The organism is Aliarcobacter vitoriensis, from assembly GCF_048320235.1.
GTDB classification, from domain to species: domain Bacteria; phylum Campylobacterota; class Campylobacteria; order Campylobacterales; family Arcobacteraceae; genus Aliarcobacter; species Aliarcobacter vitoriensis.
This window is the reverse complement of sequence record NZ_CP182882.1, coordinates 2076610-2101043: the sequence shown is the minus strand read 5'-3', so window position 1 is coordinate 2101043 and position 24434 is coordinate 2076610. Positions and strand designations below refer to the sequence as shown.

Below are 24434 nucleotides of genomic sequence, written 5' to 3'. Positions count from 1 at the left end.
TTAATTATTTAGCTTTGATAACACCAACAACTGGTACTCTAGGATCTAAATAACAATCTACTGTTTCTGGTAAAGTAATATCTCTAATTAAAATATTATCACCTGTATCTAAGTTTGTTACATCTAATGTTATACCATTTGGAAGATCTTCAATTTTACATTTAACTGGAATTCTTCTTGTATGAAGCATTAAAAGACCTTTATTTTTAAGTCCTTTTGCACTTCCTGTTGTAAAAACTGGAATTTTATACGAAGTTCTAACACCAGCTTGAGCAACCATTAAATCAACATGTAATAAATCTGAAGTAATAGGACATTTTTGGTACTCTTGAACAACTACTTTTAAAGTGTTTCCACCTACTTTTACATCAAAAGCAACAGTAGTTTTGTTTTTCAAATATTTAATAAACTCATTTCTTTTAAATGCAGCAGAAATATTCTCTAAACCTTTACCATAGATATTTGCGATTAAATATCCATCTTTTCTTAAAGCCTTAACAGCTGGTTTTGTTATACTATCTCTTACGATACCCTCTAACATAGTCATCCTTTATTTTGATTTTAAATTGAGTCGGGATTATATAAAAGCTTTACTAAATCTTTGATTAAAAGGTTTATTTATAGTTTATTAATACTCTTTTAGATAGAATATTTACTAAATTTTAAAATCAATAAGGTGAAAAATTATGGTATTACTTGATGGAAAAGCCCTATCTGCAAAAATAAAAGAAGAAGTAAAATTTGAAGTTGAACAAATTGTTAAAGATAAAAAAATAACTCCAGGACTTGCTGTTATTTTAGTTGGAGATGATGCTGCAAGTGCAACTTATGTTGCGAGTAAAGAGAAGGCTTGTAAAGATGCTGGTATTTACTCTGTTGTCCATAAAATGCCTTCATCTATAACAGAACAAGAGTTACTTGAAACTATAAATATGATGAACAACAATCCAAAACTTGATGGTATTTTAGTACAACTTCCTCTTCCAAAACATATAGATACAACAACTGTTTTAGAAAGTATTAATCCACTAAAAGATGTTGATGGTTTTCATCCTTATAATGTTGGAAGAATGGTATCAAATTTAGATTCTTTTTTAAGTGCAACTCCATTTGGTGTTATGAGAATGTTTGAAGAACATAAAATTGATTTAAGTGGTAAAAACATTGTTGTAATTGGAAGTAGTGATATAGTTGGAAAACCTATGGCTTCTCTTTTAATTAATGCAAAAGCAACAGTAACAGTTTGTAATAGCCGAACGAAAGATTTAAAATCTCACACAAAAAATGCTGATATTGTAATTATTGCTGTTGGAGTTCCATATTTATTGAAAGCTGATATGGTTAAAGATGGAGCCGTTGTTATTGATGTTGGTATAAATAGACTTGATAATGGAAAACTTGTTGGTGATGCTGATTTTGAAGGATTAAAAGAAAAATGCTCTCATCTTACACCAGTTCCAGGAGGAGTTGGACCTATGACTATTGCTATGTTGCTTAAAAATACAATAAAAGCTGCAAACTTAAGAGAAAAAAGAGAAGCAAAATAGATGTTAAAAAAAATTTATAACTGGTCATCTTCTTGGACTGGAACTATCATAATTGTTTTAGCAATTATATTTTTTATTGCTCAAGCATTTGTAATTCCAAGTGGAAGTATGAGAACTACACTTTTAGTGGGTGATATGCTTTTTGTTAAAAAATTTTCTTATGGAGTACCAACTCCTACTATCCCTTGGGTAAATGTAAAAATTCTTCCAGATTTCAATGATAATGGTCACTTAATAGAAGGAGATAGACCACAAAGAGGTGATATTGTAGTATTTTTTGCTCCTCAAAAAGCCTTAAACGATGGAAGATTACCAGAAGGAACTCACTTTGTAAAAAGAGCTGTTGCTGTTGGTGGAGATACAATATTTTTAAAAGATAAAAATTTATACCTTCATCCAAATGAAGGAAATGACTTTGTAAAAGAGCATTTTAGCAACTATGAAACAATACAAATAGGTGAAAAACTTTTTGTAGTAAATCCATATGAAAAAGAGTTTCAAGGTATAAGAAAAAATCCCGATATTATAAAAGGATTTTTTCATCAAGAGTTATTTGATATGCAAATCACTACTATTCCTGATGATGAATTTTTTATGATGGGAGATAATCGTGACTATTCAAATGATTCAAGATTTTGGGGAACAGTTCCATATAAAAATGTAGTTGGAAAACCTTGGTTTATATATTTTTCTTGGGACAAAGATTACAAAATAAGATGGGATAGAATGTTTAAAACTATTCAAACTCTTCAATATGAAACAATTTTTGATATGAATTTTAAAGAAGATAGCAAAGGAATCTACTAATGAAATATTTTATAGCTGCTGATCATGCAGGAATAGAGATAAAAGCTTTCGTAAAAGATTTGTTTGAAAAAAAAGGTCATATAGTTGAAGATTTAGGACCTTTTTCAAAAGATAGAGTTGATTATCCTGATTTTGCTGCTCTTGTTTGTAAAAAAGTTTTAGAAAATGATGGTTCATTTGGAATTTTGATTTGTGGAAGTGGAATTGGCATGAGTATGGCTGCAAATAAATTTGATGGTATTCGTGCAGCACTTTGTCACAATGAGTATAGTGCAACAATGGCTAGACAACACAATGATGCAAATGTGATTTGTCTTGGTGAGCGAGTTAGTGGTGAAGGCATGATAGAAGCTATTATAAATGCTTGGGATAAAGCAAAATTTGAAGCTGGAAGACATACTCAAAGAGTTGAAAAAATAAATGCTTTAAGTAAAATTGGAAGTTGTAGAGTATAAAAAAGGATTTATTATGAGTGATTGGCAAGTTTATTTAATGATGGCTGTGATTGTAGGAGCTATGCTTTTTGCTCATAAACTAATGTTTTTTGATAAAAAAGACAAGGATAAAAAGTGATAAATCCAAAAATTATCGACTATATTTTTTCAAGTGCATCTATTCAAAGATGGAATGATTATCCAAGAATGGTTGATTTAGTTGAACTTGATAAACAAGCTCATAAATTTATAATTGCTTATTTTATAGCAAAACTAGAAAATGATATAAACTTTACACATTTAATAGAAGCTGGTATTTTCGAATTTTTAAGACGAGTAGTAGTAACGGATATAAGACCAGATGTATTTAGAAAAGCTTTACAAAAAAAATCTCAAGAGATTAATTCTTGGGTTATTTCAAAACTAAAACCATCTCTTGAAACTATTGATAATGGCGTATTTTTACAAAAATTTGAAGAATTTTTAAATAATCCAGATATTTATAAAAAAGAGAGATTTATACTTAAAGCAGCTTCTTATCTTGCTACAAAATGGGAATTTTCAATTGTTTATCAAACAAGTCAGTTTTTAAGTGATATTGAAAATGTAAAAAAAAGTGTGGATGAAGAACTTGAAGATTATTATGAATTAATTGCTGTTAGGAAAATAGCTTTAAATAAAAAATTAGCAAAAATTGTTGATTTAAGTGGAAGATTAAGATTTCAAAAACGATGGGCTCAAACACCAAGAATTCCTGAAACATCAGTTTTGGGACATATGCTTACAGTTGCAATATTCTCATATTTTTTTAGTATTGAAGTAAAAGCTTGTGATAAAAGACTTCAAAATAACTTTTTTACAGCACTTTTTCATGATTTACCTGAAGCTTTAACAAGAGATATTATAAGTCCAGTAAAATATAGTGTAGATGAACTTTCTGAAATTATTGCAGAGTATGAAGTTGAAAAAATCAAAGATGATATTTTGCCAAATATTCCAGAGAATATAAGAGATGAATTTTCTTATATTTTAGGTATATATGACGGAATAAAAGAAGAATTTGCAAATAAAATAAAAATAGATAATAAAATTGAAATAGTTGATGATATTTCAAAATATAATATAGATAAATATGAAGCTATTGATGGACTTGCTTTAAAACAATGCGATAAGCTATCTGCTTTTGTGGAAGCTAGTTTATCTATCTCTCATGGAATAAAATCAAAAGAGTTAATCAACGGTAAAAAAGAGATTTTAAAAAGTTTAAAAGAAATAAATGGAGTTGATTTTAAGCAAATTGCTTCAGAAATAGATAAAGAATTTGGAAGCAATGGACAAGTTCAAACTACTTTAGATTTTGATTAATATATCAAAGAGAGCTTTTAAAAGCTCTCCCATTCATCATCTTTACTACTATCTTTTATAGGTGTTGCTTTTTTTGAAACTTGTGGAGTTGATATTTTTTTTGTATTATTTACAATTTTAATATTTTTTGTATCTTCTCTTTTAGTTCCTATATCTTTTTCTTTAACCTCATTTTTTCCTATAAACTCTTTAGAATTTGCATCTTCTACTATTAATTTTGCTATATTATCATTTGATAAAGCAATATCATGAGCTTGAGATGCTACCATTGCATTTTGTTGTGTTTGTTGGTCTAGCTGATTTACTGCATCATTTATCTGTTCAATTCCAAGTAGTTGTTCTTTTGAAGCATTTTGAATATCAGAAATCAAATTCATAGTTTGAGATATATTTTCATTTAATTGTTTATATCCTTCTATCATATTTGTAGCTATACCTTTACCTTCATTTGCTTTTGAAGTCGCAAGTTCAACAATATCTTTTATCTCTTTTGCAGCTTCTGCACTTCTTGAAGCTAGATTTCTTACTTCTTGAGCTACAACTGCAAATCCTTTTCCAGCTTCACCTGCTGTTGCTGCTTCTACAGCTGCATTTAATGAAAGAATATTTGTTTGGAATGCTATATTATCTATTACTCCAATTGCTTCGTGAACAAGCGTTACTTGTGTATTTATCTCATCCATTGCAATTGTTGTTTTATTTGCTAACTCTTCACCTAAACTTGCTGATTTTGTAACTCCACTTGAAAGATTTGACATTTTTGCAATACTTTCCGTATTATTTCTAATATTTGAAGTAATCTCTTCTAGTGCGGCTGCTGTTTCTTCCAAAGAAGCGGCTGCTTCATTTGAACTTAAATTCAATTTATCTACATTTGCCAAAAGTATCATAGAACTTTTATCTAAAGTTAAACCATTAGACTTACTTTCTTGAAGCATAGAAGTTACAGAATCTCCTAAAGAGTTAATACCATTTGCCAATGATAAAAGCTGTTCTTTAATACCATTTGTTGGAACTCTTTTCATATAATCATACTTCGAATATTTCTCTAAAACATCTAAAATATTTTCAATATTTGTTTCTAAAACATTACCCATATTATTTATAACATTTTTAAGTTGAGTTAAAGCAGGATTTGATACTTCAGTATTTAATCTTTGACATAAATCTCCTTGTTCAAATTCACCTAAAACAGAAATTGTTTCATCTATTAATTTTCTATCTTCTTCTATACCTTTTCTTGTTTTAACTATATTTTCATTTACAACTTTGCTCATAGCTCCAAATTCATCTTTTGCACTATCATCAAGTAATTCAGCTGTTGATTTTTCTCTATTTAAATATGCAAAAAATCCTAATAAACCATCTTTAAATTTTTCTATAGAGTTCACTACAACATTTGAAATAATCACAGAGATTATTATAAATAATATAACAGAAAGTACAATAACAGTTATTAACATACTATTCATAGTTTCATCAGCTTCGTCTCTTAATTCTATTGCCCTTAAAGATATTTGTGATGCTTTATTTTGTATTAACACACCCATTTCTGCCATTTGTGTTATTTTAAGTGCAACAGCTGGTTCTTCTTTTAAAATACCATTTTTATAATCACTAATTTTTTCTTTTGAATATGATAAAAATCCTTTTTCATAATCACTCAATAATGATAAAATTTCATTTGCTAATTTTATATTACTTGTATCAGCGTAACTAGCAGCTGCTTGTTTCATATTATTTTCAAGATATTTTATATCACCAATCACAACTTTTTCTGTTTCTTGTGTCGATGTTCTCATAAATTGTAGAACAGAGAATCTAGTCTTAACCATATCTGAAATAAATTTTTCAGAGGCTATTGAAGCTGAATTTCTAGCTTCATATATGCTAACATAGTATCTATATACAGTTACCATTACTCCAACTATTATTATAAATAATATAGGGAATAAAAACAATTTTTTCCTTGTGTCCAATTTGTTTAACATAATTTGCGTCCTTTTATATTTTAATTATTATGTAACTCATAATAAATACCTTAATCTTAATTTATATTTCTGATAACGATTTTAAAGATTTTAGCGGATAGATATTACAAAAAAACCACTAAATAAAAACTTATAAGTAGTTTGATATAATATGTTCTAATATAAGAAAAAGGAATAATATATGCAAATTATCATCGGTATTGCAATTTTTATAGTCATAATTACAGTAATACTTTTTAAAGTAAACGATAGATTTGAAAAAAGAGAGTTTATAATTTTATTAATAATAATATTTTTAGTAACAATTGGAACAATTTGGTATGAGAAATCAAAAGATAATTATTTACAAAACATATTTAAAGAGAAATATGAGAAAGATAAAAATATTAAAATAGAAAGTCTTAATTACGAACTTTTAAACAATAAAGTTGTAAGTTCAAAAGATAAATTTATTTATAAATTTACATATCTTGTAAAAAAAGAAAATACAGAGTTTTTATGCACAATGGATAATGTTGAAATAAATAAAGTACAAAATCTTTTTGTATTTAAAGATTTTGCAAATTTAAAAGAAGAGTGTATTGAAAAATAACTCTTTTTTGAGTTTTTACGCAGGTTTAAAACTGATTTTTGTTTTGCAAACTTGCGGAAAATAACACTTATCACATTCAGGTTTAACTGCTTTACAAATATATCTTCCAAATAAAACCATCGCTTGATGAAAAATATGTAAATCACCTTTTAATTTTTTTACCAAATCAGCTTCAGTTAGAGTTACATTTTTAGCATCACTTAATCCCAATCTATGAGAAACTCTAAATACATGAGTATCAACAGCCATAACATTTGCACCTTCAAACTCTATCATAAAAACATTTGCTGTTTTGTTTCCAACACCTGCAAGTTTCATCAGTTCTTTTTGATTATGTGGAATATTTCCATCATAATTCATAATCACACTTTGTGCCATTTTTACAATATTTTGTGCTTTATTATTGAAAAAAGAGCAAGAATTAATGATTTTTTTAACATCATCCAAATTTGCAACAGATAACTCTTTTACACTTGGATATTTTTCAAATAATGCTGGAGTTATTATATTTACTCTTTTATCTGTACATTGCGCTGATAAAATAATGGCTATGAGTAGTTCATAATCATTTTTATAATTTAACTCTGTTACAGCATCACTATAATTTTCTAAAAATGCTTGTTTGATTGTTTCTATATCTTGTTTTGTTGCTTTTTTCATCTTATATCTCTTTAATCTTAGCTATCTCATCTCTTAATCTTATTGCTTCTTCAAAGTTTAAATCTGATGCAGCTTTTTTCATCTGTTTATTTAGTTCTATTAAAATCTTTTTTCGCTCATTTGCAGGCATTTTTTCTAGTTTTTGTTTTTTCCAAGCAACTGTATCATATTCTTCAAGTTTTAGATTTTCATCAAGTTTTCTTTTTGTTGATTTTGGAGTAATATTATGAACTTTATTAAACTCTTCTTGAAGTTCTCTTCTTCTAGAAGTTTCATCAATAGCAAATTGCATAGAAGCTGTTATTCTTTGGGCAAATAGGATAACTCTTCCATTTTCATTTCTTGCAGCTCTTCCTATTGTTTGAATAAGAGAAGTTTTGCTTCTTAAAAACCCTTCTTTATCTGCATCAAGTATTGCGACAAGCGAAGTTTCAGGAATATCCAAACCTTCTCTTAAAAGATTTATTCCTATTAGTACATCAAAAGTTCCAAGTCGTAATTCTCGAATGATTTGATTTCGCTCAATTGCATCTATTTCAGAATGCATATATTTTACTTTTATTCCTAAATCTGCATAATAACTAGCTAACTCTTCTGCCATTTTTTTTGTCAAAACTGTAACTAAAACTCTTTCATTTTTTGCTATTGTTTTTTTAATCTCATCATGAAGTCTTTCAACTTGAAACTGGCTATCTATTATTTCTATAACAGGGTCAAGAAGTCCTGTTGGTCTTATTATTTGTTCTGCAACAACTGAACTTAGTTCTAGTTCTAACTCATTTGGTGTTGCACTTACAAATACATAATTTGGTGCTTTTTTTATAAACTCATCAAACATTAAAGGTCTATTATCTAAGGCACTCGGAAGCCTAAATCCATACTCAACTAAAACCTCTTTTCTACTTCTATCAGCGGCATGCATTCCTCTAAATTGTGGTAGTGAAACATGAGATTCATCAACTACAAGTAAAAAATCTTCACCCATTTGTTCAAAATAATCAAGCAATGAATATGGAGTTTCTCCAGGTTTTTGTCCTGTCAAATGTCTTGCATAGTTTTCTATTCCTTTACACATTCCAGTACCTTCAATCATCTCCAAATCAAATTCAACTCTTTGTTTTAGTCTTTGATGCTCGACTAATTTTTGCTCTTTTTGGAAAAATTCAAGTCTATCTTCAAGCTCTTCTTCTATTTGTTTTACAGCAGTTGCTAATTTGTCTTGCGTTACAACGAAAGGATTTACAGAATATATAATCACCTCATTTAAATCTTTTGTTTTTGTATTTGTAAGATATTCATGTTTTGTGATACTTTCAACCTCATCACCAAAAAACTCAACTCTTATAAACTCATCTTCAAAATAAGCTGGAAAAATATCTATAACATCTCCATTTACTCTAAAATCCGCTCTATCAAAGAATTTATCATTTCTTTTATAACCCATTTCTATTAGTTTTAGTAAAAATGTTTTTTGAGAGTAGTTAAATCCAATTTCAACTCTTTGCACCATTGCTTTATATTCGCTTGGATTTCCTAATCCATAGTTTGCTGAAACTGAGGCAATAACAATAACATCATCAAAAGATAAAAGTGAAGCAGTTGCACTAAGTCTAAGACGCTCTAATTCATCATTTATTGAACTATCTTTTTCAATAAATAAATCACTTCTTGGAATATATGCTTCAGGTTGATAATAGTCATAATAAGAGATAAAATATTCAACGTGATTATTTGGAAAAAATTGCTTAAACTCACTGTAAAGTTGAGCTGCTAAGGTTTTGTTATGTGTCATAATAAGAGTTGGTTTTTGTACCTTTTCTATCACTTTTGCAATAGTATAAGTTTTTCCGCTTCCTGTAACTCCTAATAGAGTGTTATATTGATTTCCAGCTTTTATTGAATTACTCAAAGCTTCAATAGCTTTTGGTTGATCTCCACTTGGGCTATAATCACTTACTACTTTAAACTCTGACAAAATCTAATCCTTTAATTTTTCAATAAAAAATTTATTTTCTTTAAATTTCAAATACTCTTTTTGACAACATAAAGATGAAACATTAATATATTTTTGATTTCCAAAAACAAAAGTTTTACCTTGATGATAATGTCCTTCTATAATAACATCGCTATCATAATTTTTCACTCGTTTTTCTACAAGTTTCTCAAAATCTGAAATATTATGGCAAATATTTTTATTTAATAAAGCTTTTTCTAACTGTTTTGAAATAAAAAAGTTTATATCAATAAAATTCATAAATTTTAAAAATATGCTGTTTCTTATTATTTTACAAAAAAGTTCATATTGCCAATTTATAAAATTATCCCCATGAGATAATCCAACCTTTTCTTCTTGCATTTTTATAAAATAAGGTTGATTATCTCTATTTATTACTTTTATATTTGGAAAAAGCTTTTGTAAATTAAAATCATGATTTCCCTCTAAATAAACTATTTCTAAATTATCTGATAGTTTATTTAAAAGATTTATAACTTCCTCATTTTGTTTTATAAAATATTTACATTCAAAAGATAAAAAATCAAAAATATCACCCATTAAAAAAAGCTGAGAAATATTTAACTCTTTCTTTTCAACTCTTTTTAATAGATGTAAAAGTTCTTGATTTTTTTGATTGAAGTGTGAATCGGCTATAAAAATAGCCTCATCTTTTAAACTTATGTTCAAACTATAGCTCTAACTCTTTATAATATACTTTTAAAACTTCAAAAGTTTTTGTTCCACCTGGTAAATTTGCATTGAATTCATCTCCTTCAACTTTTCCCATAAGTTGTTTTGCTAAAGGAGAATTAAAAGATATAAAACCTTTTTCTACATTCGATTCAACTCCACCAACAATAGTATATGTAAATTCTTCATCACTATCAACATCAACAAGATTTATAGTTGAACCAAAACTTACTCTATCATGTGGTAAATTAGATGGATCAACAATAACTGCTTTTGAAATAGTATCACTTAATTCAGCTATTTGAACATCTATTAATTTTAATTTTTCTTTTGCTGAATGATACTCTGCATTCTCTTTTAAATCACCTAACTGTCTAGCTTCATCTAAAGCAATTACAGTTTCTGGTCTTTCGGTACTTTTTAAAAAATCTAAATCTTGAGTAACTTTATTGTACCCCTTAAGTGTCATTGGCTCTTTATCCATAACCTCTCCAATAAATATTTTTGTGATATAATATCCAAAATTTAGTAAAAAAGAAGATTTAAAATGCAATATGATAGAACATTAAAGCTTTTTGGAGAAGAAGCATTTCAAAAATTTCAGAACACAAAGATAATACTTTTTGGTGTAGGTGGAATAGGAAGTTTTGCACTTGATGCACTATATAACACTGGAATAACAAATATCACAATAGTTGATTTCGATAAATATGAACCTTCAAATATGAATAGACAGTTAGGAAGCCATGGAAATATAGGAAAAGTCAAAGTTGATGTTCTAAAAGAAAAATACCCAAATGTAACACCTATTTGTGTAAAAGTAACTCCAGAATGGATTGATAACTTTGATTTTTCATCTTATGATTATATTTTAGATGCAATAGATGATGTAACTCCAAAGGTACATTTAATAAAAAAGCATTTTACAAAAATTATAAGTACAAGTGGAGGAGCAAAAAGAATTGATGCTACGAAATTAGAATATAAATCAATTTGGGAAACATATAACGATAAATTTATAAAAAAAGTGAGAGAAGAACTTAAAAAACAAGGTTTTAAAAAGAAATTTAAAGTAATTTTTTCATCTGAAGTTCCTTTGTGTGTAGAAAAAGGGAGTTTTGAAGGTGTAACTGCTTCTTTTGGGCTAATGATGGCTTCAATTACTATTCAAAAAATAATAAAAAAATTAAATTTAGTTAAAGATAGTCAAAGTTAAAACGATATATAATAATTTACTTTACACAAAAAAAGGATTTACATGAGCGGTATTGGTGGTAGTGTTGAGCAAATGACACAAGGACATTTAAGAAATGTTCAGCAGTTAGCAGTATTTTACACTGGTCATAATAATATTTACGCAATAAATATTGCAAAAGTTAAAGCTTTCATAATAACAGAAGAGGTTGCTATAAATGATACTCCTAAAGATACAAATATAATATCTGGTATTGCAACAATTAGAGGAGAACCTGTAACATTAGTAAATCTTGATGCTTGGCTTGGTCTTAAACCTCTTGAAACGAATGAGTATAAACTAATAATATTTTGTGAATTCAACCACAAAAAAATAGGCTTTTTAGTAAAAGATATGCTTGATATTGTTGAAAAAACTACTCAAGAATTAAGAAACACTGAAGAGACAAATTCAAAAATAACTTATACAACTTATGTAAAAGTTAATAATAAAGATGAATTATGTACAGTATTCAATGCTGAACAGCTTTTAAGAGATATTAAATGGACAAATGATGGAGATGATGATGTTAAAAAATATGTTGAAGAAAAAATATCATCTTCTAAAAAAATTTTAGCAGCTGAAGATTCAGCAGTTGCAAGAGAAGTTTTAACAAAATTTTTCCAACAAGCTGGAGCAAATTTTGAAATATATCAAAATGGTGGATTACTTCTTAATAGATTAGAAGAGTTAGAACCAAGCGATGTAGGACTTGTTTTAACAGATATTGAAATGCCTGGAACAGATGGATATCAAGTTGCTTCTTTTATAAAAAATAGTACAAAATATTCTCACATTCCTGTAGTTGTAAACTCATCAATGACGACTGATGCTGTAAAAGGAAAAATGGATAAAATAGGAATAGATGGTTTTGTAGGGAAAACTGATATTCACTCTTTATACGATATTACACGAAGACTTCTTCTTAAATAATAAAAAGCTAAGAAATTAGCTTTTTATTAAATAGTTCCTAACCAATTTTTTATATTCTCAATTTGTATTTGTGTTTGATATGTTGATGTTCCACCAAAAGAGTTTCTACTATTCATAGAATTTTTTAAATTTAAATATGAAACTATTTCTTCATTTATATTCTTTAATTCATCATTTGAACTTCTAATTTCATCTATATTTAATTCACTAATATCTTTATTTAAGCTATTTGCTTTTGATACAACATCTTTTGTAAGATAATAAGCTGTACGAAATGGCATATTTTGTTTTTGTACTAAATAATCAGCTAAATCAGTTGCTGTTAAATGCCCTATTTTACAAGCTTTTTCCATTTTATCCACATTAACTATCATAGTTTTTATAACTTCATTTAAAATCGAAATTGAAATTTCAATAGTTTTAACTGAATCAAAAACCCCTTCTTTATCTTCTTGTGTATCTTTATTATAAGCTAATGGTAAGCCTTTCATAACCGTTAAAAGTGATATTAAATTTCCATAAACTCTTCCAGTTTTTCCACGTAAAAGTTCAGGAACATCAGGATTTTTCTTTTGTGGCATAATTGAACTTGTAGTTGCATATTCATCACTCATTCTTACAAATTGAAACTCATAAGACGACCATAAAATAAGCTCTTCTGAAATTCTACTTATATGCATCATTGTTGTAGATATATTGAACAATAACTCCAAAGCAAAATCTCTATTTGAAACACTATCCATAGCATTTTGAGTTGGAGCAGTAAAACCTAACAACTCAGCTGTTTTAAATCTATCAATATTATGTGGAGTTCCTGCAAGAGCTGCACTTCCCAAAGGAGAATAATTGTTTCTTTCATAAGAAGAAGAAAATCTCTCAAAATCTCTTTTAAACATATTTGCATAAGCCATCATATGATATCCAAAATTTATAGGTTGAGCATGTTGTAAATGCGTCATTCCTGGCATTAAAGTTGTTGTATGTTTTGAAGAAATATCTAAAAAAGTTGATATTAAATTTTTTATTTGATTTTGAATAGATTTTGTTTTTTCTTGTACATAAAGACTAAAATCTGTGCAAACTTGGTCATTTCTACTTCTTGCAGTATGCAATTTTTTACCTGCTTCTCCTATAATTTCAGTTAGCCTATTTTCAACTGCCATATGAATGTCTTCATACTTTAAAGAGAATTTAAACTCTCCATTTTCAATCTCTAATTTTACTTTTAAAAGACCTTCTTCTATTTGTTGTTGTTCATCAAAACTTATAATTCCTTGAAAAGCTAACATTTTAGAGTGTGCAATAGAACCTTTTATATCTTGTGAATATAGCTCTTTATCAAACATTATCGAAGCATTAAACTCATCTAATATCTTAGCATTTGTATTTTTTAAAATTTGATTATTTTCTTTTGACATTTATTCTTTCCTATAAAATTATTAAGTTCTTATTATATCATAAGTGCTATAATACTACGTTATTATATAAATTATTGAGAGTAATATGAAAGATATAAAAGAAATTACAAAAAATACTCTATCTAGTTTAAAAGACAAAAGACTTCCTGCTACCCCTGAAAACTACTTTTTAGAGTTTGTAGCTCAAGCTAAACTTTTAAATAACCAATTTGATGATATTAAAATATTAAATGATGCTTTAAAAAGCTTAACGAATGATGAGAAAAAAATATTAAATAATGAATCTATTTTTCAAATTATAAAAATCTTATCAAAAAGAGCTACAAATGATGAATTAAAGTCTTTGATTAGTACTTTTAGCGAGTTATTAGCACCATCTATCAATTTTGAACTTAAAGAAGATATAGAAGACTTTATTTTAGTTTTATTAAAAAACCCAAAAAATATTACAACTAGAGAGTCTATAAATAAAATTAAAGAATTTGCACAAAAAAGAATTGATGCTGATAGAAGAGTTTTAAAAGAAAAAACAAATGATATAATAAAACTAACATCTTTAATGAGTAGATACTATGATAAAACACTTTCAGATAGTGATAGTTCTAATGAAGAGATTCAAAAGATAAAAGATGATTTAGTAAAATTAGAAATATCTGATTACTCAAAAAGAGAACTTATAATTGTTCAAAAAAAACTAATAGACACTATTTATAGACTAGAAAACTCTCTTCAAGAAAATAATAGAATTTTATCTACAAATATAGACAAATTTAAACTTTTACATAAACAAATAGAGGAATTAGAAAAAGAACTTAAAGTTGCAAAAGAAGAGTATCATTTTGATTTTTTAACTGGGATTTTAAATAGAAGAGCATACGATAATGAAGCAAAAAAAATGGAAAAACAGTATTTTATTTTTGATACAAACTTTGCAGTTGTCTTTTTTGATATAGATCACTTTAAAAAAATAAACGATAATTTTGGACATATTTGTGGAGATGAAATACTAAAATCTTTTGCAATTATTTTAAAGGATCTTACAAGAAAAGAAGATGTTGTTGCACGATATGGAGGAGAAGAGTTTGTTGCACTTATTAATTTTAGAGATAAAATAGAAGTTAAAAGATACATAAAAAGGGTTAAAAATACTTTTTTAAATAGTACCTTTATATATAAAGACTACAAAATAAATATTACTTTTTCTGCAGGTGTTACATTTAGAAATAACTATAATTCAATAGAAGAAGCTCATAATAAGGCTGATGAATTACTTTATCAAGCAAAAAAAGCTGGTAGAGATAAAACTATATTTGATTCAGGAGAGATAGTTTAAAACTATCTAACTCCAAAGTTGAAGTTTTGGTAAGTTTGCAACTGCTTTTAAAATATCTGTTTTTGACACAATTCCAACTAAAATATCATTTTCATCAACAATTGGAATAGCATCTATTTTTAAATCCAGCATTATTTTCACAACATGTCTTACATCAGATTCTGGATCTGCTGTTAAAACTTCAGGTAGATAAACATCTTCTATTTTTCTTTTTAATATATCATCTATTTCATCAATATTATTCATAATTAGAGATAATATAATCTTTTTATTTACAATACCTATAATTTTTTTTCCAAAAGCTGTAATTGGAATTTGAGAAACACCTTTATCTTTTATAAAATAATATAACTCTTCAATAGTAAAGTTTGTAGTTGCATAAATAACATCTTTTGTCATAATATCTTTGATTTTATAAACTGGTTCTAAATTATCAAGAGAAGCTATTTTTTTGTAAGAATTTAAAAATTCATTTTTTTGATCTTTATTTAATTCACTAGAAAAATCTTGTATTAAGCCCTCTTTGGGCTCAAATCTAACACTTTCAGCTTCATCAATATTCTTTAATTCATATAAATTATCTGTTGTACTTCTAAAGCCTACTGTTCCATTATTATAAATAGCAAACATAAAAATAACCTCTTTTTATTTATTGTACCAAAATAATTTCAAAAAGCCTCTTTATATAGGTAAAACTCTTAAATCTACAAATACTTTATCCTGTAAAATTGACTCGATAGCATAAAGTGTTCCCATACTTCCTGAACTACAGCCACTACATGCACCTAAATACCTAATATACAGATCATAATGTGGTTTTGATTCAACTAAATCTAAAATTTCCATATTTCCACCATCCATAACAAGCATAGGTCGTACATCTTCATCTAAAACTTCATCAATAAGTTTTAACTTTTCTTCTTTTGATAAGCTTTCAAAATCAATTTGGCTTCTCTCTTGTTCTTTTTGTCTTTGTTCATCTATCTCTTTTCTAGTATATTCCAATATATCAGTTAAATATATCTCTTTCTCCTCTAATCCACCCTCTTTTTGACAGGATTTACAAAAGATTCCTGCTTTTGTTATTTGTCCTATATCTTCAATAGTTTTTAAATCAAATTGTTTTATAGCACTTTTAATATCTCCTAGATTAACTCTAGCACACTCACAAACCAAATAATCATCATCAAAAGAACTAACATCAACTTCTGTATAAGACAATGCAACTTTTTTAATAACTACAAAATTTAAAGTTTTATCATATAACTCTTGAATATTCATTGCAGGAATTTCTGGTCTATCTCTTAGAGCAAACTCTACATCTGTTTTTGTAATCTTTGAAGCTTTTTCAACTGTTTTTCCAATACACAATTCAGTCATCATATCATTTAAAGCAATGATAATTCCACTCCCAAAAGATTGAAATTTAGCATCCATAATAATATTACTTTGTTTATCAACAGCCCAATAAAGCCTTATGCTATCTCCAGCATTTGACTCATAATCTGAACTTAATAATTTTAAATTAAACTCTTTTGCTTTCTCTTTTGTAATTAAACCTAAATTTTTTGGTTCATCAATTCTTTCTAAAATTTTACTTGAATACTCTTTTTTATCATTTTCTTTCATTAATCTTCCATTATATAATATATATTTTTTGTATTTTATTCAATATAGGATAAAATTTATCTTAATTACAAACTCCCTTTAAATAGGAGTTATTTCTATATTTGCATAGCAATAAAATCGCTTTAGTTGTATTTATGCCTTTACATTATATACTTATTTTGATATTATTCAAACAGGATAAATTCTGTCCTATTTAAAATCAAATAAATTTTACGGAGAAGTCATGAGTGATAATCAGCAAATACATGACATTTTAAACAAAGATTACAAACTTGGATTTGAAACTTTAGTTCAAAGTGATACTTTTGAAAAAGGTTTAAATGAAGATGTTATAAGAGCAATAAGTGCAAAAAAAGAAGAACCGCAATGGCTTTTAGAATTTAGATTAAAAGCATATAAGAAATGGCTAACTATGGAAGAACCGACTTGGACAAATCTTAAGTTTCCTAAAATAGATTACCAAGATTATGCATATTTTTCAGCACCTAAAAAAGCTTTAAACTCTTTAGAGGAAGTTGATCCAGAAATATTAAAAACTTATGAAAAATTAGGAATTCCGCTAGAAGAACAAAAAATGTTAGCTGGTGTTGCAGTAGATGCAGTATTTGATTCAGTTTCAGTAAAAACAACTTATCAAGAAGAGCTTGAAAAATTAGGAATTATATTTTGCTCTATAAGTGAAGCTGCACATAGATTTCCAGATTTAGTAAAGACTTATTTATCAAGTGTTGTTCCAGTTTCAGATAACTATTTTACCTGTTTAAATAGTGCTGTTTTTACAGATGGAAGTTTTGTATATATTCCACCACATACTAGATGTCCAATGGAACTTTCAACTTATTTTAGAATAAACGCTTTAAATACAGGTCAATTTGAAAGAACATTAATAATCTGTGATGAAGGAAGTTACGTTTCATATAATGAGGGTTGTTCTGCACCAAGCCGTGATGAAAGACAACTTCATGCAGCTGTTGTTGAATTGTGTGCATTAAAAGATGGTCATATAAAATACTCTACTATTCAAAACTGGTTTCCAGGAGATGAAGATGGTAAAGGTGGAATTTTAAACTTTGTAACAAAAAGAGGTTTATGTAAAGGTGATAACTCTAAAATATCTTGGACACAAGTAGAAACTGGTTCAAGTATAACTTGGAAATATCCATCTTGTGTACTTCAAGGAGATAATAGTGTAGGAGAATTTTACTCTGTTGCTATTACTTCAAAAGCCCAACAAGCTGATACTGGTACAAAAATGATACATCTAGGTAAAAATACAAAATCAACAATTATTTCAAAAGGTATTTCAGCTATGAAAGGTGTAAATGCATATAGAGGATTGGTAAGAGTTGGTAAAAATGCTCATAATGCAAGAAATATTTCTGAATGTGATTCACTTTTAATAGGACATAAATGTCAAGCACATACTTATCCATATCACGAGATAAGAAATAGTAGTGCAAATATAGAGCATGAAGCAACAACTTCAAAAATTTCAGATGAACAACTATTTTACTTAAATCAAAGAGGAATTGATGAAGAAGATGCAATAGCTATGATTGTAAATGGTTTTTGTAAAGAAGTTTTAAAAGAGTTACCAATGGAGTTTGCAGCTGAAGCAAAAGAGTTATTAAATATTTCATTAGAAGGAAGTGTAGGTTAATTATGAGTAATAGTTTATTAAAAATTGAAGATTTAAAAGTTAGTATAAATGATAATAATATTTTAAAAGGTTTAAACTTAGATATAAAACCAGGAGAAGTTCATGCTTTAATGGGAGTAAATGGTGCAGGTAAATCTACTTTAGTTAAAACTTTAGCAGCTCATTATGACTGTGAAGTAACAGGTGGGAAAATAACATTTAAAAATAAAGATTTATTGCAAATGGATGTTTCAACAAGAGCAAATGAAGGTATTTTTATGAGTTTTCAAAGTCCTGTTGAAGTTTCTGGAGTAAATAATAGCTACTTTTTAAGAACAGCAATAAATGCAAAAAGAGCCTATGAAGGAAAAGAAGAACTAGATGCAATGCAGTTTTTAAAACTAGTAAAAGAAGAGACTTCAAAATTTGATATAGATAGAAAACTTTTACAAAGAGATTTAAATGATGGGTTTAGTGGTGGAGAGAAAAAAAGAAATGAGCTTATACAACTTTTAATGCTACAACCTGATTTAATAATGCTTGATGAAATAGATAGTGGACTAGATGTAGATGCAATAAAAATCGTAGCAAATGTAATAAACTCTATGCTTGATGGTAAAAAATCTATTTTAATGATTACTCACTATGATAGACTTTTAGAGCTTATAAAACCTGATTTTGTACATATTTTGAGTGATGGAAAGATTGCTAAAACTGGAGATTATAGTTTGGCTTTAGAACTAGATGAGAAAGGTTTTGAGGCATTAGGAATAAATAATGCAAGTAATTAATTTTCAAGATTTAAAACTACCACAAAAAAAAGATGAAGAGTTTTTAAGAATAGATTTCTCTTCTCTTTTTTCTTATGATTTTAAAAGTGTTAAAACTTCGAATTTTAGCCTTGATTTAAAATCACAAAAAGATGAAAATTCTTATGATAGTATTTTATTTGATATAACAAAAAATTTGGACAGTAATCAAAAAATTTTAACAATAAGTGAAGATACAAAAGAGCCAATTATTCTAATTCATACTTTAAATGAGAGTGAAATAGCATTTACAAACTCTTTAAAAATTGAAGTTAAAGATGGAGTTAAAGCACAAATTATAGAAGTTTTTAACTCAAACTCTACAAACTCTGCATTTTTTGTAAATAGATTTTTAGATTTAGGAAAAAAAGCAAACTTAGAGTATGTAAAAGTTCAAGATATAGTTTTAGAAAACTCTATAATATTCTCTTTAAAAACTTCACAAGATGATAAGTCAAATTTAGAGATCACAAATTTTGAATTTGGAGATGGTTTTGTCGTAAATAATTTTGAAAACAATATAAATTCACAAGATATAAACTATGAATTGAACGGCTTACTAAAACTAAAAGACAAAGCAAACTCTTCAACTTTGGTAAAAACTGTACACAATAACAAAAGTTCAAGAAGTAATATAAACTATAAAAATAGCCTAAAAGACAACTCAAGAGCGGTTGTAAAAATAAAATCTATAGTAAATCAAGAAGGACTTTATTCAAAAGCTTTTCAAAATTGTAACTCTATTTTATTAAGTGATGATGCTACAATTTTTGCTCAACCACATTTAGAAATATATATTGATGAACTAGAAGCTAGCCACGGTACAACAACTGGTACACTAAATAAAGAACAACTTTTATATCTAACTGCTCGAGGTATTCCAAAAGATAAAGCTTATGATATGCTTTTAGTTGCCTTTGAAAGTTCTATTAGAAATAATTTGAAAAATGAAAAAATAAAAGAGTTTATTGATAATTATAAAAGAGAAAAATATGTATAAAAAAGATTTTCCATATTTTCAACACTCACAAACTGTATATTTAGACAATGGAGCAACAACTCAAAAACCACAAAGTGTTGTTGATGCAACAGTTGATTATTATACAAAATACTGTTCAAATACTCATAGAAGTGGATTTGGAGATGCTGCAACGGCTACAACAGAGTTTGAAAATACGAGAATTACTTTACAAAAATTTATAAATGCAAATAAAAAAGAAGAGATAATTTTTACAAAAGGTGTTACTGAAAGTATAAATTTTATAGCTTCATCTTTTGCAATAAATTTTAAAACTGTTATTATCTCAAGTTTAGAACACCATGCAAATATTGTGCCTTGGCATATGCAAGGTAGATTAAAAGGTTCAGGACTTGAAGTTGTAAATTGTAACTCTAATTTGGATTTTGATTTTAAACATTTTGAAGAAATTTTAAAACAAAATCCTAATTCATTTGTGAGTATTGCTCATGTTACAAATGCTTTTGGAAAAGTTCACGATATAAAAAGAATTATATCTTTAGCACACTCTTATGATTGTGTAGTTATGGTAGATGGAGCACAAAGTTTAAGCAGTTTTAAAATAGATGTTCAAGAACTTGATTGTGATTTTTTTGTTATTTCAGGGCATAAAACTTTTGGTCCAACAGGAGTTGGAGCAATATATATAAAAGATAAATTTTTAGATATTGTAGAACCTTATCAAACAGGTGGAGCAACTATACATACAGTTGATTTTGAAAAAGGAACTACTTTTTTAAACTCTCCTTATAAATTTGAAGCAGGAACTCAAAATATTGCGGGAGTTATAGCTTTTAAAGAATCTTTAAAATATATAGAAAATATTGGTTATGAAACTATACAAACAAGAAAAAATGAACTTTTAAAATATCTTGATGATGAACTAAAAAAACTTCCTGATATAATTTTTTACAATGATATAAAAGATTGTAGTGGAACAAGAAGTTTCAATTTTGCTGGAATAGTACACGATGATATATCTATTTTACTTGATAAAATGAAAGTTGCAGTAAGGGTTGGTCATCATTGTGCAATGCCAATTATGAATAAATTGAATATAAAAGGTACTATAAGAGTAAGTTTAGCTTTTTATAATGATTTTGAAGATATTGATAAGTTGATAATTGCACTTAAAAGAGCACTTTCTATGTTAAAGGATTAGGATGAGTATAAAACAAAGAGTAGAAAATATAAAAGATGATTTAGATTTTTTTGATGATGAGTTAGCAAAATATGAATATATTATTGATTTAGGTAAAAAACTTCCTGTGTTTGATGAAGTAAATAAAACTCCAGAAAATATAGTTCATGGATGTACTTCTCAAGTTTGGTTAATATGCGAGAAAAAAGATGATAAACTATTTTTTTATGGTACAAGTGATGCAATTATTGTAAAAGGGTTGGTATATATTATTTTAGATATTTTTTCAAATTCTACAATCCAAGAGTTAAAAGAAATTGATATGGATATCATAAGAGAGCTTGAATTAAGTGAAGTTATAACTCCAAATAGACAAAGTGGAGTTATTGGGATGATTAAAAAAATAAAAGAGTATGCGTTAAACGCTTAAAGGAAATTTATGTCAATTTTTAATAAAGATGAAATAAAAGATAAAATCATAGAAAATTTAAAAAAAGTTTATGATCCTGAAATCCCAGTTGATATTTACAATCTAGGACTTATTTATAAAATAGAATTAGAAGAGAGAGAAAGCTATCTGTTTTGCGAAATAGATATGACTCTTACAAGTCCATCTTGTCCAGTTGCTGATAGTTTAATAGAGCAAGTAAGATATGTAGCAATTGCTGTTGATGAAGTTGATGAAGCAAAAGTAAATCTAGTATTTGAACCAATTTGGGAACCACATATGATGAGTGAGGATGCAAAAGAAATTATGGGTGCTAGTGGAGCTGCTATATCTTTTTAAAAGAGAATTTTAACTCTCTTTTAAGTGAGCTAAAATCCTATTTGTATTTTTATTACTAAAATAAATTGCCAATAAAAATGCTATTAAACATAAAGTAAAAAATGTAATAGTCAAGCTATCCCATTTTGTTAAAATAGTTTGTTTTTGTGATGATTTTTTATTCTGATTTGATACATTTTGCTTTACTTCTTCTTTAAAACCTTCTATTGGAGCAATTCCAGCTTTTATCAAAGTATGTCCACTTCCACCATCAAGTACAACTCTGTATGGTTCTTTTGGTATTTCAACTATTATTTCTTGTGATTCTGGAAGTCTTTGTTGAAAAAGAATATCTCCACTTGATAAACTCTCAAGTTTTATCAATGCTCCAGAGACACTATCTCCTGTATCAAACTCTCCCGCAACGGTAATAGTATTGTTTTTATTATCTTCTACTATAAGTATCAATTCATGAGAAAATAAACTCACACTAAAAACAAAAAATAAAATTATCTTTTTTATCATTTCATATCCTTATATATTAAAAAGTATTATTAATGCAATTGCTAATATTAAACTTGGAATAAGACATCTTAGAAGTGCTATATATTTACTTGAACTCAAACTTATCCAAAAAGCAATCAAAGCCCAAATTGAACCATCTATTATAATAGTTGCAAGTGTAATATCCTCTTTTCCAATAGGAACTATTGTCACAAGTAAGGCCATTGCCAACAAAGTTACAATTAATCCACCAATAATTGAACATAAGATTCTAAACAATCCTATTTTTTTACCACTTTTTTCTGGTATTTTTAAATTACGAATATAATTTCTCATTTAACACCCTTTGAAGTCCAAAACTCTTGAATTTTATCTCTGTTTGTTGGCAATTTACAAGCAATAATCAACAAGATTAGTCCAAATAAAATTAAACCTATATCCATAACTAAAACTGCATAAACTTCTTCATTTAAAAGTCTAATAGGGCTAAATCCACTATTTATAAAATGAATTATTGAACTAAGTATAAATAAAATTCCACCCAAATATAAAAATTCTTTAGCTGTTTGATAAGAGTTCAATCTATAAAAAGAGTATGTAAAAGTAAAACACCAAAAAGTAGCAAATATTCCTTTTGTTATTAAAAATTTATTCTCCATATCTAAAGGAAGTAACCATTGAAAAACAAATAATAAAGCTGTTGCAGGAATAACACCTACCATAACTGCAAGCGATAGCTTTCCTAAACCTTGATAAACTGGAAGATTTATAGGAAATTTTCTAGCCTTTTTCTCTAAATAAAGTAAATTTCCAAAACCAATAGCTAAAGTTGTAAAAAGCATTATAAAAAATACTACCATTCTAGTGATATCATCAACACTAAAAAGTAAATGAATATAGTTTATTACATCATAAAATATTGAACCCCATCTTTTATCCATTACTTTTTGTTCACTTATTAAACTTCCATCAACTCCACTTAAAACTAAATTTGGTATGTTTGAAAGTCCATTCAAAAATGGCATATATGGATTATATCCTTCAAATTTTACAATAGCAGTTGAATCTTGCCAATTTGTAAGTTTAATTCTATAAAAATTTAATTCAGGTGCTATATTTTGAGCAATTTTAAGTAACTCATTTATTGAAAGCATCTCTACAGTTTCACCTGATTTATCTATTTTTGGGTCTTGTGGATGAATAGCTGGGAAGATAAATTTTCCAACCTCTTTTATCTCTCCTTGTGTAGCAACAGTTGTCATCAATGGAGCAGATTTTTTACCTATATTCATAAAGACACCACTTATTGCAATAAGTAAAAATGGTGCTATCGTCCATATAAGTATTTTTCTATGCCATTTTGAAAATGTCCCTGTTTGACTAGATGTGCTATCTCTATATTTTATTATAAGTATTTGAATCAATCCACCAACTATTAAAAATACTCCAGCTACTGCCATAAATCCAAAAACATACCAACCAAACTCTCCAAACAATCTTCCATAATGCATATAGTTTAGAAAGTTTGCAAGTTCAAATATATTTTCATCTTTTTTTAATTCTAAAGTTGTATTTGGGTCAAATATTTTTGGTGATACAAATTGTGTAGATACTTTTAAAGTTGGATCTTTCAGATATCCTGGAAGGGATATTGTAATTGGGTTATTTTTAGGAAAATTGCTATCATTCAAAACTTGATTTAGCATCTTATCATAATCAATAGTTGAAATATTTGTCATTTTTATATGATTTATTGGTTTTTCCCAGTTTTGTATATATGGAAGTAATATTGCAAATAACCCAAAGAATAGTGCAATATACATCAAAAATGAGAAGCTTATACCTATTGCCACATGTACTCTTTGGAGCCTTTGATTAAAAACTCTTTTCTCTTCTTGTTTTGTTAATTGTTCTGTCATATTTATATT

Annotated in this window: 26 protein-coding genes; 14 read left to right on the top strand and 12 right to left on the bottom strand. The window is 27.3% G+C overall.

What is annotated here, in order from left to right; genetic code table 11:
- Window positions 1–4: 4 nt before the first annotated feature.
- Window positions 5–541 carry a 50S ribosomal protein L25/general stress protein Ctc gene (locus ACNSOS_RS10430; protein ID WP_418185242.1) on the bottom strand — a complete coding sequence of 179 codons (537 nt, stop codon included), beginning with the start codon at window positions 539–541 and terminating at the stop codon, window positions 5–7.
- Window positions 542–686: 145 nt separating this feature from the next.
- Between ACNSOS_RS10430 and folD the strand changes: the two genes are divergently transcribed.
- The 4 genes from folD to ACNSOS_RS10410 all read left to right on the top strand — a co-directional run bounded on the left by folD (window position 687) and on the right by ACNSOS_RS10410 (window position 4153).
- Window positions 687–1547: a bifunctional methylenetetrahydrofolate dehydrogenase/methenyltetrahydrofolate cyclohydrolase FolD gene (gene folD / locus ACNSOS_RS10425; RefSeq protein WP_418185241.1), complete on the top strand. Its 861-nt coding sequence runs from the start codon at window positions 687–689 to the stop codon at window positions 1545–1547.
- Window positions 1548–2354 carry a signal peptidase I gene (lepB, locus tag ACNSOS_RS10420; RefSeq protein ID WP_418185240.1) on the top strand — a complete coding sequence of 269 codons (807 nt, stop codon included), beginning with the start codon at window positions 1548–1550 and terminating at the stop codon, window positions 2352–2354.
- Window positions 2354–2809 carry a ribose 5-phosphate isomerase B gene (gene rpiB / locus ACNSOS_RS10415; protein ID WP_418185239.1) on the top strand — a complete coding sequence of 152 codons (456 nt, stop codon included), beginning with the start codon at window positions 2354–2356 and terminating at the stop codon, window positions 2807–2809. The genes lepB and rpiB overlap by 1 nt, the downstream gene beginning before the upstream one ends.
- Window positions 2810–2923: 114 nt before the next feature.
- Entirely contained in the window at window positions 2924–4153 is a 1230-nt protein-coding gene (locus ACNSOS_RS10410; RefSeq protein WP_418185238.1) for an HD domain-containing protein, read from the top strand.
- Window positions 4154–4170: 17 nt separating this feature from the next.
- Here the strand turns inward: ACNSOS_RS10410 and ACNSOS_RS10405 are convergent, their stop codons facing one another.
- Window positions 4171–6144 (bottom strand): methyl-accepting chemotaxis protein, encoded by a 1974-nt coding sequence (locus ACNSOS_RS10405; RefSeq protein WP_418185237.1) that lies wholly within the window; start codon window positions 6142–6144, stop codon window positions 4171–4173.
- 181 nt (window positions 6145–6325) lie between these two features.
- Between ACNSOS_RS10405 and ACNSOS_RS10400 the strand changes: the two genes are divergently transcribed.
- Window positions 6326–6736, top strand: coding sequence for a hypothetical protein (locus tag ACNSOS_RS10400; RefSeq protein WP_418185236.1), 411 nt, complete (start codon window positions 6326–6328; stop codon window positions 6734–6736).
- A 15-nt stretch (window positions 6737–6751) separates the two neighbouring features.
- Here the strand turns inward: ACNSOS_RS10400 and nth are convergent, their stop codons facing one another.
- Genes nth through greA form a run of 4 tightly spaced genes read right to left on the bottom strand, consistent with a single transcriptional unit; the run spans window position 6752 to window position 10566 of the window.
- A complete protein-coding gene (gene nth, locus ACNSOS_RS10395; RefSeq protein ID WP_418185235.1) occupies window positions 6752–7396 on the bottom strand; it encodes an endonuclease III in 645 nt (214 codons plus the stop codon).
- 1 nt (window position 7397) lies between these two features.
- Window positions 7398–9371: an excinuclease ABC subunit UvrB gene (gene uvrB / locus ACNSOS_RS10390; protein ID WP_418185234.1), complete on the bottom strand. Its 1974-nt coding sequence runs from the start codon at window positions 9369–9371 to the stop codon at window positions 7398–7400.
- Window positions 9372–9374: 3 nt separating this feature from the next.
- On the bottom strand, window positions 9375–10079 hold the full coding sequence (locus tag ACNSOS_RS10385; protein ID WP_418185233.1) for a UDP-2,3-diacylglucosamine diphosphatase: 705 nt from the start codon (window positions 10077–10079) through the stop codon (window positions 9375–9377).
- 1 nt (window position 10080) lies between these two features.
- A complete protein-coding gene (gene greA / locus ACNSOS_RS10380; protein ID WP_113893471.1) occupies window positions 10081–10566 on the bottom strand; it encodes a transcription elongation factor GreA in 486 nt (161 codons plus the stop codon).
- 63 nt (window positions 10567–10629) lie between these two features.
- On the opposite strand from greA, the gene ACNSOS_RS10375 reads away from it, so the two are divergent.
- A complete protein-coding gene (locus ACNSOS_RS10375) occupies window positions 10630–11298 on the top strand; it encodes a ThiF family adenylyltransferase (protein WP_418185232.1) in 669 nt (222 codons plus the stop codon).
- A 42-nt stretch (window positions 11299–11340) separates the two neighbouring features.
- Window positions 11341–12249, top strand: a complete 909-nt coding sequence (locus ACNSOS_RS10370) for a chemotaxis protein CheV (RefSeq protein ID WP_113893277.1) — start codon at window positions 11341–11343, stop codon at window positions 12247–12249.
- Window positions 12250–12275: 26 nt separating this feature from the next.
- Here the strand turns inward: ACNSOS_RS10370 and argH are convergent, their stop codons facing one another.
- Window positions 12276–13667 carry an argininosuccinate lyase gene (argH, locus tag ACNSOS_RS10365; RefSeq protein WP_418185231.1) on the bottom strand — a complete coding sequence of 464 codons (1392 nt, stop codon included), beginning with the start codon at window positions 13665–13667 and terminating at the stop codon, window positions 12276–12278.
- An 85-nt stretch (window positions 13668–13752) separates the two neighbouring features.
- Between argH and ACNSOS_RS10360 the strand changes: the two genes are divergently transcribed.
- Window positions 13753–15000: a GGDEF domain-containing protein gene (locus tag ACNSOS_RS10360; protein WP_113893274.1), complete on the top strand. Its 1248-nt coding sequence runs from the start codon at window positions 13753–13755 to the stop codon at window positions 14998–15000.
- Between the two features lie 6 nt (window positions 15001–15006).
- Here ACNSOS_RS10360 and ACNSOS_RS10355 read toward each other — a convergent pair whose 3' ends face one another.
- Both ACNSOS_RS10355 and ACNSOS_RS10350 read right to left on the bottom strand, forming a co-directional pair.
- On the bottom strand, window positions 15007–15630 hold the full coding sequence (locus tag ACNSOS_RS10355) for an HPP family protein (RefSeq protein WP_113893272.1): 624 nt from the start codon (window positions 15628–15630) through the stop codon (window positions 15007–15009).
- A gap of 51 nt (window positions 15631–15681) precedes the next feature.
- On the bottom strand, window positions 15682–16629 hold the full coding sequence (locus ACNSOS_RS10350; protein ID WP_418185230.1) for an iron-sulfur cluster assembly scaffold protein: 948 nt from the start codon (window positions 16627–16629) through the stop codon (window positions 15682–15684).
- A 223-nt stretch (window positions 16630–16852) separates the two neighbouring features.
- Between ACNSOS_RS10350 and sufB the strand changes: the two genes are divergently transcribed.
- From sufB to ACNSOS_RS10320, 6 genes are read left to right on the top strand one after another with little or no spacing between them, the layout of a single operon-like run.
- The gene (gene sufB, locus ACNSOS_RS10345; RefSeq protein ID WP_418185229.1) at window positions 16853–18289 is read left to right on the top strand and encodes a Fe-S cluster assembly protein SufB; all 1437 of its coding nucleotides are present in this window, start codon (window positions 16853–16855) and stop codon (window positions 18287–18289) included.
- A gap of 2 nt (window positions 18290–18291) precedes the next feature.
- On the top strand, window positions 18292–19059 hold the full coding sequence (gene sufC / locus ACNSOS_RS10340; protein ID WP_418185228.1) for a Fe-S cluster assembly ATPase SufC: 768 nt from the start codon (window positions 18292–18294) through the stop codon (window positions 19057–19059).
- Complete coding sequence (locus ACNSOS_RS10335; protein WP_418185227.1) at window positions 19046–20077, top strand: SufD family Fe-S cluster assembly protein; 1032 nt, start codon at window positions 19046–19048, stop codon at window positions 20075–20077. The genes sufC and ACNSOS_RS10335 overlap by 14 nt, the downstream gene beginning before the upstream one ends.
- Window positions 20070–21257 carry an aminotransferase class V-fold PLP-dependent enzyme gene (locus tag ACNSOS_RS10330; RefSeq protein ID WP_418185226.1) on the top strand — a complete coding sequence of 396 codons (1188 nt, stop codon included), beginning with the start codon at window positions 20070–20072 and terminating at the stop codon, window positions 21255–21257. Before ACNSOS_RS10335 ends, ACNSOS_RS10330 begins: the two co-directional genes overlap by 8 nt.
- A gap of 1 nt (window position 21258) precedes the next feature.
- Window positions 21259–21666, top strand: coding sequence for a SufE family protein (locus ACNSOS_RS10325; RefSeq protein ID WP_418185225.1), 408 nt, complete (start codon window positions 21259–21261; stop codon window positions 21664–21666).
- A gap of 9 nt (window positions 21667–21675) precedes the next feature.
- Entirely contained in the window at window positions 21676–22023 is a 348-nt protein-coding gene (locus ACNSOS_RS10320; RefSeq protein ID WP_418185224.1) for a metal-sulfur cluster assembly factor, read from the top strand.
- Between the two features lie 9 nt (window positions 22024–22032).
- Here the strand turns inward: ACNSOS_RS10320 and ACNSOS_RS10315 are convergent, their stop codons facing one another.
- The 3 genes from ACNSOS_RS10315 to ACNSOS_RS10305 are packed head-to-tail and all read right to left on the bottom strand — an operon-like array spanning window position 22033 to window position 24425.
- Complete coding sequence (locus ACNSOS_RS10315; RefSeq protein ID WP_418185223.1) at window positions 22033–22527, bottom strand: hypothetical protein; 495 nt, start codon at window positions 22525–22527, stop codon at window positions 22033–22035.
- 9 nt (window positions 22528–22536) lie between these two features.
- On the bottom strand, window positions 22537–22842 hold the full coding sequence (locus ACNSOS_RS10310) for a hypothetical protein (protein ID WP_113893258.1): 306 nt from the start codon (window positions 22840–22842) through the stop codon (window positions 22537–22539).
- Complete coding sequence (locus tag ACNSOS_RS10305) at window positions 22839–24425, bottom strand: PepSY-associated TM helix domain-containing protein (protein WP_418185222.1); 1587 nt, start codon at window positions 24423–24425, stop codon at window positions 22839–22841. The genes ACNSOS_RS10310 and ACNSOS_RS10305 overlap by 4 nt, the downstream gene beginning before the upstream one ends.
- Window positions 24426–24434 lie beyond the last annotated feature (9 nt).